At 71.2% G+C, this 14,067-nt stretch carries 13 protein-coding genes; 4 read left to right on the top strand and 9 right to left on the bottom strand.

The annotated features are described in order from the left end of the window. Positions 1–7: 7 nt before the first annotated feature. A complete protein-coding gene (locus ACZ62B_RS10430) occupies positions 8–367 on the bottom strand; it encodes an NADH-quinone oxidoreductase subunit A (RefSeq protein ID WP_003974383.1) in 360 nt (119 codons plus the stop codon). A gap of 917 nt (positions 368–1,284) precedes the next feature. Here ACZ62B_RS10430 and ACZ62B_RS10425 point away from each other — a divergent pair. Beyond that, entirely contained in the window at positions 1,285–2,118 is an 834-nt protein-coding gene (locus tag ACZ62B_RS10425; protein ID WP_344561004.1) for a C40 family peptidase, read from the top strand. Positions 2,119–2,397: 279 nt separating this feature from the next. On the opposite strand, the gene ACZ62B_RS10420 is transcribed toward ACZ62B_RS10425, so the two are convergent. Together ACZ62B_RS10420 and ACZ62B_RS10415 are read right to left on the bottom strand one after the other, a co-directional pair. After that, on the bottom strand, positions 2,398–4,077 hold the full coding sequence (locus ACZ62B_RS10420; RefSeq protein WP_469689837.1) for a hypothetical protein: 1,680 nt from the start codon (positions 4,075–4,077) through the stop codon (positions 2,398–2,400). Positions 4,078–4,211: 134 nt separating this feature from the next. Further along, entirely contained in the window at positions 4,212–5,495 is a 1,284-nt protein-coding gene (locus ACZ62B_RS10415) for a geranylgeranyl reductase family protein (RefSeq protein WP_344561008.1), read from the bottom strand. Positions 5,496–5,592: 97 nt separating this feature from the next. Here ACZ62B_RS10415 and ACZ62B_RS10410 point away from each other — a divergent pair, with 97 nt between their 5' ends. Both ACZ62B_RS10410 and ACZ62B_RS10405 read left to right on the top strand, forming a co-directional pair. Beyond that, the gene (locus ACZ62B_RS10410; protein ID WP_344561010.1) at positions 5,593–6,099 is read left to right on the top strand and encodes a GNAT family N-acetyltransferase; all 507 of its coding nucleotides are present in this window, start codon (positions 5,593–5,595) and stop codon (positions 6,097–6,099) included. A gap of 119 nt (positions 6,100–6,218) precedes the next feature. After that, a complete protein-coding gene (locus ACZ62B_RS10405) occupies positions 6,219–6,560 on the top strand; it encodes a PASTA domain-containing protein (RefSeq protein WP_344561068.1) in 342 nt (113 codons plus the stop codon). Here the strand turns inward: ACZ62B_RS10405 and ACZ62B_RS10400 are convergent. Genes ACZ62B_RS10400 through ACZ62B_RS10385 form a run of 4 tightly spaced genes read right to left on the bottom strand, consistent with a single transcriptional unit; the run spans position 6,547 to position 10,956 of the window. Beyond that, positions 6,547–7,242 (bottom strand): demethylmenaquinone methyltransferase, encoded by a 696-nt coding sequence (locus ACZ62B_RS10400; protein WP_073932859.1) that lies wholly within the window; start codon positions 7,240–7,242, stop codon positions 6,547–6,549. The genes ACZ62B_RS10405 and ACZ62B_RS10400 overlap by 14 nt on opposite strands. Beyond that, the gene (locus ACZ62B_RS10395; RefSeq protein WP_468881920.1) at positions 7,239–8,330 is read right to left on the bottom strand and encodes an acyltransferase family protein; all 1,092 of its coding nucleotides are present in this window, start codon (positions 8,328–8,330) and stop codon (positions 7,239–7,241) included. Before ACZ62B_RS10395 ends, ACZ62B_RS10400 begins: the two co-directional genes overlap by 4 nt. Continuing rightward, on the bottom strand, positions 8,330–10,588 hold the full coding sequence (locus ACZ62B_RS10390; protein WP_469689832.1) for a bifunctional polysaccharide deacetylase/glycosyltransferase family 2 protein: 2,259 nt from the start codon (positions 10,586–10,588) through the stop codon (positions 8,330–8,332). The genes ACZ62B_RS10395 and ACZ62B_RS10390 overlap by 1 nt, the downstream gene beginning before the upstream one ends. After that, entirely contained in the window at positions 10,585–10,956 is a 372-nt protein-coding gene (locus tag ACZ62B_RS10385) for a hypothetical protein (protein WP_344561016.1), read from the bottom strand. The genes ACZ62B_RS10390 and ACZ62B_RS10385 overlap by 4 nt, the downstream gene beginning before the upstream one ends. 187 nt (positions 10,957–11,143) lie before the next feature. On the opposite strand from ACZ62B_RS10385, the gene ACZ62B_RS10380 reads away from it, so the two are divergent. After that, a complete protein-coding gene (locus tag ACZ62B_RS10380) occupies positions 11,144–12,169 on the top strand; it encodes a chitinase (protein ID WP_468881926.1) in 1,026 nt (341 codons plus the stop codon). Positions 12,170–12,205: 36 nt separating this feature from the next. On the opposite strand, the gene ACZ62B_RS10375 is transcribed toward ACZ62B_RS10380, so the two are convergent. Continuing rightward, positions 12,206–12,805, bottom strand: coding sequence for an imidazolonepropionase-like domain-containing protein (locus ACZ62B_RS10375; RefSeq protein ID WP_344561020.1), 600 nt, complete (start codon positions 12,803–12,805; stop codon positions 12,206–12,208). Positions 12,806–12,812: 7 nt separating this feature from the next. Beyond that, complete coding sequence (gene mqnC, locus ACZ62B_RS10370; protein ID WP_344561025.1) at positions 12,813–14,012, bottom strand: cyclic dehypoxanthinyl futalosine synthase; 1,200 nt, start codon at positions 14,010–14,012, stop codon at positions 12,813–12,815. Between the last annotated feature and the right edge of the window lie 55 nt (positions 14,013–14,067).

Here is a 14,067-nt window from a genome sequence, read left to right as displayed (position 1 = left end):
TGGCCCCTCAGTCCCATTCCAGGCCGCCGCGCCGCCATACGTACGCGTACGCGACGAAGACGGTGAGCACGAAGAGCAGCATCTCCACGAGCCCGAAAATCCCCAGGGCGTCGAAGGTGACGGCCCAGGGGTAGAGGAAGACGATCTCGATGTCGAAAATGATGAAGAGCATCGCCGTCAGGTAGTACTTGATGGGGAAGCGCCCGCCGCCGGCCGGCGTGGGGGTCGGTTCGATACCGCACTCGTAGGCCTCGAGCTTGGCGCGGTTGTACCGCTTCGGACCGATCAGCGTGGCCATGACCACGGAGAAGATCGCAAAGCCTGCCCCGAGGGCTCCCAGTACGAGGATGGGCGCATACGCGTTCACCGCTCCTCGCTCCTCTCAGTCGGCATTGACTGCAATGGGGTCCCCCCGGGGGCGAGCGAAGCCGAGCCCCTGGGGGAGGTTGTGCATCGGGCCGGCCCCGCCTCAACAGCCCCACGAACCACGCCCGCCCCGGCGAAGATCGAGAACATGTGAAGCAGGTCACAAGCCCAACCGCTCCGCATCCTATGCCCGTGAGTCTGTGATCTGCGACACGGGGTATTGCACAAGCTTTGTGATCTCCACCACCTGACGAACGATCATGAAGTCGGATGAGCGGTGATCTTCACACGCCAAGCATCCAGGCGATCACCAAAGGTGACATTTTGCCTCGTCAGCGCAGCTCAGGGCGGCCGTCTCAATATCAAGAGGCTTCCCACGCATGCAAATTGGCGCTGGACTTGATCTCTTGATAGAGGAGCGTTCACACATCAGAGGGGATCGGGAGCGGGATGTGGACGTGTGCACGCGTTCACGAAGTCCCGGTGACGCGATCCGGCCATCGGCCCGGCCGTCACCCCGGCCGCCGATCCGGCCACGATCCGGCCGCCGATTCGACCGCCGATCCGGCCCCCACTCCAGTCGCCGGTCCGACCGTCACCCGCACCGATCCCCCGCATCGATCCCCTCGTCGATCCCCTCGGGCGGCCGGGACCCGGTCGGCGCTCCCCGACGCGACGGCGCGGGTAACCGTTCCGTGACCTCCGTCACATTGATGAGAGGCGCATGAGAGGAGGGATTGGCCAACCAGTCCAACCAGTGGTAAGCGCGGGGCAATTCGGACGTAACGATGGAAGTGCGTGATCACGGGCCGATCACGGGCGCCCGTAATGTCCGTTAGGGCGTCAATAAAAAGCGACACGCCCGGGATTCGGAGTCCCGATTGAACAACTGTGGCGCAGCACACGTTTCTTGAAGATATGAAGCAGCGCCTGGTACCGGTTGTCCCTATGTCCCACACCGCTCACATACGCAGCCACCGGAAGCCCCGCCGCACCGCCCAGTCCACGATGGCGATGCGGGCCGGAGTTGCCGGTGGCGTCCTCAGCACCCTGGCAGTGGCCGGGGCGTCGGGTTCGGCGAACGCTGCCGAGCCGGTGACGCAGACCCTCGAACTGCCCACCCTGACGGCGGACCTGGCCGCTCAGATCGCCCAGTCCGCGGACGCCACCCAGCAGGCCGCCGCGAACTACCAGCTGCAGGCCGAGCGTGACGCGGCCGCGGAGCAGGCCGCCAAGGAGGCCAAGGCCGACCTCGCCGAGGCCAAGAAGAAGGCCGAGGCGAAGAAGAAGGCCGCCGAGGAGGCCCGCAAGGCCGCCGCCGAGCGCGCCGCCCGCAGCGCCGAGCGCACCACCCTCACCACCACCGCCACCACCACGACCGCCTCCGCTCCGGCCAGCGGCAGCGTCGCGACGGTCATCGCCTTCCTCAAGGCGCAGGTGGGCGACGCCTACGTCATGGGTGCCTCGGGCCCCAACGCCTGGGACTGCTCCAGCCTGGTCCAGGCCGCGTTCAAGCAGGTCGGCGTCGACCTGCCGCGCGTCTCGCAGGACCAGTCGATGGCCGGCACCGACGTCTCGCTGTCCAACCTCCAGGTCGGCGACATCCTCTACTGGGGCGGCAAGGGTTCCGCGTACCACGTGGGCGTCTACATCGGCGGCGGCCAGTACCTGGACGCGGCCAACCCCTCCAAGGGCGTCGTCATCCAGGACCTTTCCGGCTACCCCGCGTCGGGTGCCGTGCGCGTGCTCTGAGCCGCGTCCCGTCATGGGCCAAAGGGCCGCTGCCGCTCGGGGGCAGCGGCCCTCCGGCGTTCCCGCACACCGGGCCAAGATCGCCCGATTGCCCGAATCGTCCCACCGCTCGGGCGGGTTGGCGGCGTCGATACGCACCCGCCGGGCGTCGTACGGCCCCGTGACGGCCCCTCACGGCGCCCCGGTACGGACGCCGACGGCCGGAGTCCGTCCTCCGGACCCCGGCCGCCCACAGCGCCGCTCACGGCTTCGCGCCGCGCGGGCGCTCACTCACGCCTCTCAGGCGATGGCCCCGCCCGTCTGCCGCGCCCGGCGACGCAGCAGCACGGTCACGCCCGCGCCGAGGCCCAGCGCCAGCAGCGCCGCCCCGCCGATCAGCGCCGCCCCGCCGGCACCGGTGGACGCCAGACCGCCCTGGACGCCGCCGGACGTGCCGGAACCGGAGGAACCGGCACCGCCGTCCTGCCCGGAACCGGACGAGGACGAAGGCGAGGGCGAGGCCGAGGCGGACGGCGTCGCGCCACCGCCGCCGTTCTGACCCGTTCCGCCGTCCGTCTGCCCATCCGGGCCGTTCAGGACGATCCAGGCCGAATTGTTCACGAGGTTCGGCTCGGCGGGGTCGTTCGCCTCCGGCAGCGCCACCTCGCCCTTGGCGTTCTCGACGACCCGGTCGACCCGCAGCTCGAACGGGTAGGTGAACTCGGCGTCCTCCAGCAGCGGGGTGCTCACCATGCAGCGGTAACCCTTCTCGCCCTCGGCGAGGGTGATCTCCCGGCACCTCTGCGGGGCCTTGGTGACGGTCGCCCCTTCGGGAACCTCCACCGTGAAGGAGAAGGGCTCACCGCCGGACCGCAGGGCGCCGATCCAGGCCGGGCCGTTGTTGCGGAAGCCGATCTCCGCCGTGACGGTGTCCCCGGCCTCGGCGTCCAGCGAGGCGCCGGTCAGCTCCAGGTCGTAGGTGTTCGTCGTGGGCAGGTCCAGGTCCGCGTACCGGGAGTAGTCCGCGGGGTCGGCGCCGGAGACCTGCTTCAGCTCCAGGTCCACTCCGTCGCCCTGCCGGTAGTCCTTCGCCGCGCGCAGGTCGGCCACCTCGCTCGGGGGGACGGCCGTGAAGGAGTAGGTGAAGATGTCGCGCAGCGCGAAGTCCGCGGTGCGCACCTTCAGCGGCTCGGCGAGCGCGTACGCCGCACCGGCCTCGATGGTGTCCGGGAACGTGCAGATGACGTCGGTGCCCTGGTGCAGCAGCGGGCCGGTGGTCACCTCGGCGTAGGCGCAGTTGCCGAACGAGTCGGGGAAGGACACCCCGCGCGAGCCGTGGAACCGCAGCACCGCGCCCTCGGCGGGCATGGTGCCCACATTGCGCAGACCCACGGGGGCCTTGTAGGTCTCGCCCGCCTTCAGACCGCCGGGCAGGGGCAGCGTGCGGTTCAGGAACTCGGGGCCGCCGACGAGCACGTCGATGTTCAGCGGCGTGAAGTCCAGCCCCTCGCCCTCACCGGTGACCTTGATGCTGCCGAAGTCCCCGGCCTCGCTGTCGTCGTCGAGGTCGAGCCGGATGTCGCCGACGCGGTTGTACCGCTGGCCCGCGTACAGCTCCCAGCCCGTGCAGGTGGCGACGAGACCGTCGGCGTCGCAGGGCAGGTCCACCGAGGCGACGCCCTCCAGCTCGGTGGCGTCGATGCGGATCGTGTAGTCGCCGGTGAACACGGTCGGGACGTCGCCCTCGCCCTCGAACTCCTCCCCCGGAACGTCCAGCCGCAGGTCGATCTGCGGTTCCGTGGAGTCGCCGTTGCCGGACCCCAGCGACAGGTCGACCCGGTCCTCGCCGGTGATGGTCACGGGAAGGGGCTCGTCGGCCGCCCGGGCGGTGCCCGCGGCACCGGCCGCGACCAGACTCGCGGCGGCCACCAGCCCCAGGGCTCTGAGCGGCCCGGGCCGCCGTCTTGCCTGCTGCGTCATGGAAGGCTCTCTCGTCGTACGGGACGTGCCTGAGTGGTTACGTCCCGTACGACACCGATCGCAGTCGATCAGTTGTCCACATGCGCATTACACAATGATCACGATCGGACACCCCGTCAGAACCGTCCGACCGGTCACGCCTTCGGCGCCACCTTGCTCAGGCCGTTGATGATGCGGTCCATCGCGTCGCCGCCCGTCGGGTCGGTCAGGTTGGCGAGCAGTTTCAGGGTGAACTTCATCAGCATGGGGTGCGTCAGTCCGCGCTGTGCGGCGATCTGCATGATCTTCGGGTTGCCGATGAGCTTCACGAAGGCCCGGCCGAGCGTGTAGTAGCCGCCGTAGGTGTCCTTCAGCACGCGCGGGTAGCGCTGGAGGGCGATCTCCCGCTGGGCCGGGGTGGCCCGCGCGTGGGCCTGGACGATCACCTCGGCGGCGATCTGCCCGGACTCCATGGCGTAGGCGATGCCCTCGCCGTTGAAGGGGTTCACCAGTCCGCCCGCGTCGCCGACCAGCAGCAGGCCGCGCGTGTAGTGCGGCTGGCGGTTGAAGGCCATGGGGAGCGCGGCGCCGCGGATCGGGCCGGTCATGTTGTCCGGGGTGTAGCCCCAGTCCTCCGGCATCGAGGCGCACCAGGCCTTGAGGACCTCGCGCCAGTCCAGCTCCTTGAAGGAGTCGGAGGTGTTGAGCACGCCGAGGCCGACGTTGCTCGTCCCGTCGCCCATGCCGAAGATCCAGCCGTAGCCGGGCAGCAGCCGGTCCTGCGGGCCGCGACGGTCCCACAGCTCCAGCCAGGACTCCAGGTAGTCGTCGTCGTGGCGGGGCGAGGTGAAGTACGTACGGACCGCGACGCCCATCGGGCGGTCCTCGCGGCGGTGCAGACCCATCGCCAGGGACAGCCGGGTGGAGTTGCCGTCGGCGGCCACCACCAGCGGGGCGTGGAAGGTGACCTCCCGCTTGTCCTCGCCGAGCTTGGCCTTCACACCGGTGATGCGCCCGGTGCGGTCGTCGACGATCGGCGCGCCCACGTTGCAGCGCTCGTACAGCCGGGCGCCCGCCTTCTGGGCCTGCCGGGCGAGCTGCTCGTCGAAGTCGTCGCGCTTGCGGACCAGGCCGTAGTCGGGGAAGGAGGCGAGTTCCGGCCAGTCGAGCTGGAGGCGGACCCCGCCGCCGATGATGCGCAGGCCCTTGTTGCGCAGCCAGCCGGCCTCCTCGGAGATGTCGATGCCCATGGCGACGAGCTGCTTGGTGGCGCGCGGGGTGAGGCCGTCGCCGCAGACCTTCTCCCGCGGGAACTCGGTCTTCTCCAGCAGGAGCACGTCGAGTCCGGACCGCGCCAGGTGGTACGCGGTGGTGGAGCCGGCCGGCCCCGCGCCTACCACGATGACGTCGGCGGTGTTGTCGGAGAGGGGCTCGGTCACGGCGGGATCTCCCCAAGTTCGAAATCTGCGTGCCGACCGGCACTGGACACGGGCAGTCTATTCAGCACGATTGATCACCCGGCTGAAGGGCTGCCCCGTGAACCGAGCTCTCCCCGTCGTACGGCTGCGCGTCCCCACCCACGAGGACGCCTTCGCCTGGCACCGGATCTTCGACGACCCGGACGTCATGGAGTTCCACGGCGGCGCGTCGGCGGAGCTGTCGGTCTACGAGGAGCTCACCGCCCGCCAGCGCCGGCACGACGCCCAACTCGGCTTCTGCCTGTGGACCATGCTCGACGAGTCCGGCCGGGTCATCGGCTTCACCGGCGCCCAGCCGTGGGACCGCGACTGGGGCCCCACGGGCGAGATCGAGATCGGCTGGCGGCTCGCGCGGGAGCACTGGGGCAAGGGGTACGTCACCGCGGCGGCCCGGCAGACCCTGGAACGGGTGGCTGCGGCGGGCCTGACGGGCGTGGTGGCGATGGTGGACGCCCGCAACTCCCGTTCCATAGCGGTCACCAGGCGGCTCGGGATGCGCCTCGCCGAGACGTTCACGCTCCCGTCCGGCCCGCGGGAGGCCCACTGCTACCGGCTGGACCTGTGACCCCGGCACCCGACCGTCACCCAGAGTAATCAATTGTCACGGAAAGCCACTTGATGCTTCCGGCGGGCACGGCACGGGTCTACTCTGCCGGTACCGCTTGGGGGGTGACGTCCGTGCGTATGACACCCAGGACACCGACGCCCGAAGTGCGCGTGCCGCGCCTGGTCGGACTGATGGCCGTGGACGCGCGCGAGTCGGCCCGGGCCCGGGGCCTGTCCGTGAACGCCCCGGACCGGTCGGACTTCCAGTTCGTCGTCGTCGACTACGTCGTACGGCAGTATCCGCAGCCCGGTACGGAGGTGCCGCGGGACTCCGTGGTCCACGTGTGGTTCGACTTCGGTGAGGGCGAGGGCGGCGGAGGGGTGCGCGAGCCGCGCGGGCCGGTGCCGCCGACGGGCGGGCTCCAGCGGGAACTGGAGGAGCCCGCCCTGCCCCGCGCGGTGCTGCTCAGCTCTCCTTGAACCCCCGGTGCAGCGCCACCACGCCGCCCGTGAGGTCGCGCCACGCCACCTTCGACCAGCCGGCGCCCTGGAGCCGTCCGGCCAGCGCGGGCTGGTCGGGCCAGTCGCGGATGGACTCGGCGAGATAGACGTACGCGTCCGGGTTGGACGACACCGACCGGGCGACCGGCGGCAGCGCGCGCATCAGGTACTCGGTGTAGACGGTGCGGAACGGCGCCCACGTCGGGTGCGAGAACTCGCAGATGACGATCCGCCCGCCGGGCCGGGTCACCCGGTGCATCTCGCGCAGCGCCGCGTCCGTGTCCTGCACGTTGCGCAGCCCGAAGGAGATGGTGACGGCGTCGAAGACGTCGTCCTTGAAGGGCAGCCGGGTCGCGTCGCCGGCCGTGTACGGCAGCCAGGCGTTGTTCCGCTTGCCGACCCGGAGCATGCCCTGGGAGAAGTCGCAGGGCACGACGTAGGCGCCGGCGCGGGCGAAGGGCATCGACGAGGTGCCCGTGCCGGCCGCCAGGTCCAGGATCTTCTGCGCGGGCCGGGCGTCGACGGCCTTCGCGACCTCCTTGCGCCATCGCCGGTCCTGGCCGAGGGACAGCACGTCGTTCGTCAGGTCGTATCGTTCCGCGACGTCGTCGAACATCGAGGCGACTTCGTGCGGCTGCTTGTCCAGGGATGCGCGGGTCACGCGCCCATTCTTGCAGCCCGCCCGCCCGGCAGGAGCGTCGGCTTCCGGCGTGCGGCGACGTCCTCGACCCAGCCGCACGCGAGCACGAAGCCGCCGATCAGGACCCAGCCGACGCCGAACAGGAACCACTGGCTCTCCAGCGGCAGATGCGCCTCGAACGCGGGCACCTCCCAGAACCGGTCGATCAGCGGCACGGCCAGGATCAGCGCCACCTCGTGCCAGAGGTAGATCGTCACGGCGCGCGCGTTGAACACGGTGACCAGCCGGGAACGGGACGGTCCCACGAGGCCCGCGTACTCCTTGGCGTACATCAGCAGTGTCACGAACCCGGCCGACCAGAAGGCCTGCGCGAGCGGGTCGTCGTCCAGGTCGTAGGTGCCGCCGTACGCGGACCGGTGGGCGAGGGCGTACCAGCCGCCGTAGGCGAGCGCGGCGAGCGACGCCACGGCGACGGCGAGGGGGCGCAGCCGCCCGAGCACCCCCTCGTGGTGGGCGAAGCCGAGGAGCCAGCAGAACAGGAACGTCGCGAGGTCGGTGAGGGTGCCGCCGAGCCGCCCCTCTGGTGGCTGCCACACGTACGTGAGGACGACGACCGGGACGAGCGACAGCACCAGCACCACGACCGGGGAGAGCCGGAACACCCGCAGCAGCAGCGGGGAGAGCAGCACGAACCACAGGTACGTCCGCAGGTACCAGACGACGTCCCAGGCCTGCTCGGCCCAGGCGCTGCCCGGCGGGTCGCCGAGCGGCACGATCCAGTACACGATCCGCCACCCCGGCATCCAGCCGTGCACCAGCATCGCGGTGACCACGAAGAAGCCCCAGAACCAGAACGGCGGCAGCAGGCGGCGGACCCGGCCCCGGATCACCGTGAGCGCGGGACGCCGCAGCGACCTGGCCATCAGGGTGCCGGCCAGCGCGAACATCACCCCCATCGACGGGAAGACCATCCCCGCCCAGGCCCAGCCGAAGGTGTGGTACGCCACGACCCGGACGAGGGCCACCGCGCGCAGGAGGTCGAAGTACCCGTCGCGGCCCGCCGGGGCCGTGGCCCGCCGGCGCACGGCCCCCTTGCGGTGCGACCCCATCAGCCGCCCGTCCCCGCCGACGGCATCCCGACCTCGCCCGTCCGCTTCAGCTTCTGCCAGCGCAGCCGGCCGCCGGTCAGGGCGGTGACACAGGAGTGGATGAGGACGAGGTACATCATCTGCCGGTACGCGAACTGCTGCAGCGGCATCATCAGCAGATACCGGTACTTCTCCCGGTCGAGCCGGAAGGCGTACGCGGCGCACACCAGCTGCACGCCCAGGACGGCCAGCCAGGCCAGCAGGGCCGCCCGGAAGTCGACGAAGAGCATCGAGTACACGGTGAACACGTCGATGAGCGGCGCGAACACCGGCGTGACGATCTGGAAGAGCACCACCAGCGGCATGCCGACCCGCCCGAACCGCCCCGAGGGCCCCTTGTCGGTGAGGGACCCGCGGTGCTTCCACAGCGCCTGCATGGTGCCGTACGACCAGCGGTAGCGCTGCGACCAGAGCTGCCGCAGCGAGCGTGGGGCCTCGGTCCACGCGCGGGCGTGCTCCTCGTAGACGACCCGCCACCCCGCGCGGTGCAGCGCGATGGTGATGTCGGTGTCCTCGGCGAGGGTGTCCTCGCTCATCCCGCCCGCCTGGAGCACCGCCTCGCGGCGGAACGCGCCGATCGCGCCGGGGATGGTCGGCATGCAGCGCAGCAGGTCGTACATGCGCCGGTCGAGGTTGAAGCCCATCACGTACTCGATGTGCTGCCAGGCGCCGATGAGCGTGGAGCGGTTGCCGACCTTGGCGTTGCCCGCGACGGCGCCCACCGACGGGTCGGCGAAGGGCTGCACCAGGCGGCCCACGGTGTCCGGTTCGAAGACGGTGTCGCCGTCCATCATCACGACGATGTCGTACCGGGCGCTGCGGATGCCGTTGTTCAGGGCGGCCGGCTTGCCCGCGTTCTCCTGCCGGATCACCCGGACGCCCGGCAGGCCGAGCGCCTCGGCGAGCTCCGCCGTGCCGTCCGTGGAGCCGTCGTCGACGACGACGATCTCGATCGGATGGGTGCTTTCGGCCAGCGACCGCAGGGTGTTCTCGATGCACTCCTTCTCGTTGTACGCCGGGACGATCACGCTGACCGGCCGGGTGACGGGTGGTCCCCAGCCGAAGCGGCGTCTGTTGCGCTGCCGGTAATGACGCCGGGCGAGGACGAGCATCAGCGCGAACCGCCCCATGACGGCCACGCCCACGATCACCAGGCCGGCCGAGAGCGCGGGCACCGTCCACTCGGCGACGGTGACGGCCGCGATGAGCGCCTTGCCCTCGTAGAGGGTCGCGCCGGTGGCGGTGCGGTGGGAGGCCTGGAGCTGGTTGCCGGTGCCGGACGGAGCGCCGGATCCGGGGCCGCCCGCCCCGGATCCGCCGGCGGGCTGCTGCTGTTGTTGCTGCTCGGCCATGGCGCCGCTGACGGTGGTGAAGGTGTACCCCTCCGCCTGCATCTTCTCGATGTACTTCGCCAGCGCCGCGACGGTCTGCGTACGATCGCCGCCGGAGTCGTGGAAGAGCACCGAGGCGCCCTCCCCGTCCTCCGGGGTGGCCCCTTCGACGATCTTCGCGACGCCCGGTTCCTTCCAGTCCTCGCTGTCGGTGTCGATGAAGACGCTGGTGTACCCGTCCTCGCCGAGCTGCTGGTAGACCTGCCAGCTGTAGTTGTCGACGGCGTCCGGCTCGGAGGAGTACGGCGCCCGGAACAGCGTGGTGGTGATCCCGGCCGCGCCCGCGAGCGCGAGCTGGGTCTGCTCCATCTCGCGGGTGACGCGGGAGGAGCTCTGGTACGACAGGTCGACGTGGGTGAAGGTGTGGACGCCGATCTCGTGGCCCTGCTCGACCAGGTCCTCCACGATGTCGGGGTAGCGCGACACCATCGAGCCGACCACGAAGAACGTGCCGGGCACGTCGTACTCCTCCAGGACCTCCATGACCTTCGGCGTCCAGGTGGGGTCCGGTCCGTCGTCGAAGGTGAGCACGATCGTCCTGTCCGGGACGGAGACGGTCTCGGCCTGCCCACCGGGGAAGGTGAGGATCGGGCCGCCGTCGAGGACGTCGTCGGGCACTTCGGAGGACGAGGCCCCGGTGCGGACCCGCTGGTCGTCGCCGACCTCGGCGCGCAGATAGCCGTCGAGCAGCATCACGCAGGTCAGGGCGAGCAGGAGCAGCAGCGCGAGGAGGACCCGCGGCCGGTGCAGCGCGGCGGCCCGCCCGGCGGCGCGCTCCATGCGGGTGGGGGCGCGGCGCCGGCCGCGCGCGGGGGGCGCGGCGGTCATGACGTCGCCGAGGGGGTGGGTACGGCGGTGGCGCCCGGGGTGCCGGCCGGCGGGGACGGCGGGGTGCCGGTCGGGGCCACCCCGCCGCGCGGGCCCGCGCCGCCACCGGGTCCCGCCTCCCCCTGTCCGCCTCCGAACGGCAGCAGCGAGGCCGGCGTGACCGAGGTGCCGATGCCCATGAAGGCCAGACCCAGCACGACCGCGTACCCGGCGCAGACGGTTCCCAGGAGCAGGCCGATCCGGCGCAGCAGCCTGGCCCGGCGGCCGGAGGAGTCGACGAAGACGGGCCCTTCGCCGGACCCGTTGCGGCGTTTGCGGCGACGGCCGCGCGCGTCGGCGCGGCTCTCGATGGCGGGATCGGAATGCATGGCCCGGACGGTAAGGGCCGTTGTGCGGGGAAAACCCGGCGTTGCCTGTGAGTCTCCCGTGGGAAGGCCGCGAACCTCTCCGTCCCCTGAGAATCGTCCGGGAACCGGGCGTACATCCTCAGAAAGCACACAGACCCGTGTGCCACGTTGGCCGTCCACCCGACGTCTCATGAAGGGAACGGGCACGATGCGCGGTCCACTGAAGCCCGTTGCCGGGCTCGCCCTCCTCCCGGCCCTCGCCCTGGTCGCGGCCACCGCCGGCTGTTCCGCCGGGGACGCCGCGACGGACGCGGCCCCGGCGGACCCCGCCCCCTCGGCCTCGTCGTCGTCCGCGCCGGTCACCGCGTACGCCCCGTACGTCAGTGCCTCGGCGGCCTCCGGCACCGACTCGGCGGGCTCCCCCACGACGTACAACCTGGCGTTCGTGATCTCCTCCGGCAGCGGCTGCACCCCGTACTGGAACGGCACCCAGGCCATCGACGACGAGAGCGTGACGTCCCGGATCGCGGGGCTCACCGGATCGGGCGCCGACGTCCGCGTCTCCTTCGGCGGCGCCTCCGGCGACGAACTGGCGGCCACCTGCGACAGCGCGGAGGAACTGGCGGAGGCGTACGGCACCGCGCTGGACGCGGCCGGCGCCACCCGCGCCGACTTCGACATCGAGGGCGACGAACTCGCCGACTCCGCCTCCGTGGACCTGCGTTCGGAGGCGATCGCGCTGCTCCAGGAGGAACGCACGGACCTGGAGGTGTCGTTCACCCTCCCGGTCATGCCGTCCGGGCTCGACGAGGACGGGCTGGCCCTGCTGGCGTCCGCGAACGATCACGGCGCCCAGGTCTCCACCGTCAACCTCATGACGATGAACTACGGCGAGTCCTACGACGGTGACATGGGCGAGTACGCCCTCGCCTCGGCCGAGGCGGCGAACACCCAGCTCCAGGACGTCTTCGGGCTGTCGGAGGCCGATGCCTGGCGGGGCATGGCGCTCACCTCGATGATCGGCGTCAACGACGTGGAGGGGGAGACGTTCACGCTCGCGGACGCGGCGGAGGTGCGGGCGTTCGCGGAGGAGAAGGGGATCGCGTGGGTGTCGATGTGGTCGACGTTCCGGGACACGGAGTGCGGCGAAGACGCCGCCGCGGATGACGCGTTGACCCATTGCAGTGGGGTGGAGCAGGAGGACGGGGCGTTCGGGGAGGCGCTCGCGGGGTGAGGGCCGGCGCCGTCACGGGGCCGGCGCCGCCACGGGTCAGCGCCGCCGGTACACCAGGCGGCCGCCCACGACGGTGGCCACGCACGTGGACGCGCCGTCCCGCACGAGGGCGTCCCGGTCGGGCACGTCGAACACCGCGAACCGCGCGGGTTTCCCGGCGCCGAGGCCCGGCAGCAGCACGAGGGGAACCGGGGAGAGCGCCGCGGGCCCGGGCAGTGCGGCCGGACGCCCCGCCAGGGCGAGCCCGGCCCTGCGCACCGCGTCCAGGGCCTCGCGGCCGCGCAGCTCACCGGCGACCGCGACCGTTCCGTGCGCCAGCATGCGCTGTACTCCGCGGCGTGCGCTGGCGCCCCGCGCGGACGGCCCGGCGGCCAGGAGTGCCCGCGCGCGCTCCCCGAACACCGGCTCGGTACCGAGCCGGTCCGCCTCGCGCGGGTCGGGGTGGTACGCCTGCTCCAGCAGTTCCGGACCGTAGGGGTTGAGCAGACCGGGCGTCAGGATGCCGGGCCACCGCCGCAGCCGGGCGCCCGGATGACCGGCGGCCAGCTGTTCGTACGGGCCGACGGCGGCGATGTGCGCGCCGTCGACCACGACGGCGGTCTCGGGCGAGGCGTCGGCGGTGTGAAGGGTCAGCACGGGGAGGTCAGTTGGAGGCGAGGAGCTTCAGCTCCGGGTGGGCCGTGCCGCCCTCGATGGCGGTGGAGGAGATGTGGGAGACCACGCGCTCGTCGACGGGGTCGTTCGCCGGGTCGTCGTGGACGACGAGGTGCTCGTACGTCGTCGCACGCTGGGCCGGGACCCGTCCCGCCTTGCGGATCAGGTCGATGATCTCCATCCGGTTGGAGCGGTGCTTGGCGCCGGCGGAGGAGACGACGTTCTCCTCCAGCATGATGGAGCCGAGGTCGTCCGCGCCGTAGTGCAGGGAGAGCTGGCCGACCTCCTTGCCGGTGGTCAGCCAGGAGCCCTGGATGTGGGCCACGTTGTCGAGGAAGACGCGGGCGATGGCGATCATCCGCAGGTACTCGAAGAGGGTGGCCTGGGTGCGGCCCTTCAGGTGGTTGTTCTCGGGCTGGTAGGTGTACGGGATGAACGCGCGGAAGCCGCCCGTGCGGTCCTGTACGTCACGGATCATCCGCAGGTGCTCGATCCGCTCGGCGTTGGTCTCGCCGGTCCCCATCAGCATGGTGGACGTGGACTCGACGCCGAGGTTGTGCGCGATCTCCATGATCTCCAGCCAGCGCTCGCCGGACTCCTTGAGCGGCGCGATGGCCTTGCGGGGACGGGCGGGGAGCAGTTCGGCGCCCGCGCCGGCGAAGGAGTCGAGCCCGGCCGCGTGGATGCGGGTGATCGCCTCGTCGACGCTCACCTTGCTGATCCGCGCCATGTGCTCGACCTCGCTCGCCCCCAGGCTGTGGATGACGAGCTGCGGGAACTCCTTCTTGATGGCGGCGAAGTGCTTCTCGTAGTACTCGACGCCGTAGTCCGGGTGGTGCCCGCCCTGGAACATGATCTGCGTGCCGCCGAGCTCGACGGTCTCGGCGCAGCGCCGCAGGATGTCGTCGAGGTCGCGGGTCCAGCCCTTGGCGGTGTCCTTGGGGGCCGCGTAGAAGGCGCAGAACTTGCACGCCGTGACGCACACGTTCGTGTAGTTGATGTTCCGCTCGATGATGTACGTCGCGATGTGCTCCGTACCGGCGTACCGGCGCCTGCGCACGGCGTCGGCGGCGGCGCCCAGCGCGTGCAGCGGGGCGTCGCGGTAGAGGTCGAGGGCCTCCTCGGGGGTGATCCGCCCACCGGCGGCGGCACGGTCGAGGACGGGCTGGAGGTCGGCCTTCTCGGTCACCGGTGTCCCTTTCGCGAAAGGTGTGAACGGACCGATCCAGCGTACGTCAGCCGGT

The sequence above is a fragment of the Streptomyces sp. NPDC053426 genome, assembly GCF_055585405.1.
The sequence above is the reverse complement of the archived record's forward strand: the minus strand, read 5'-3'. Positions and strand labels throughout refer to the sequence as shown.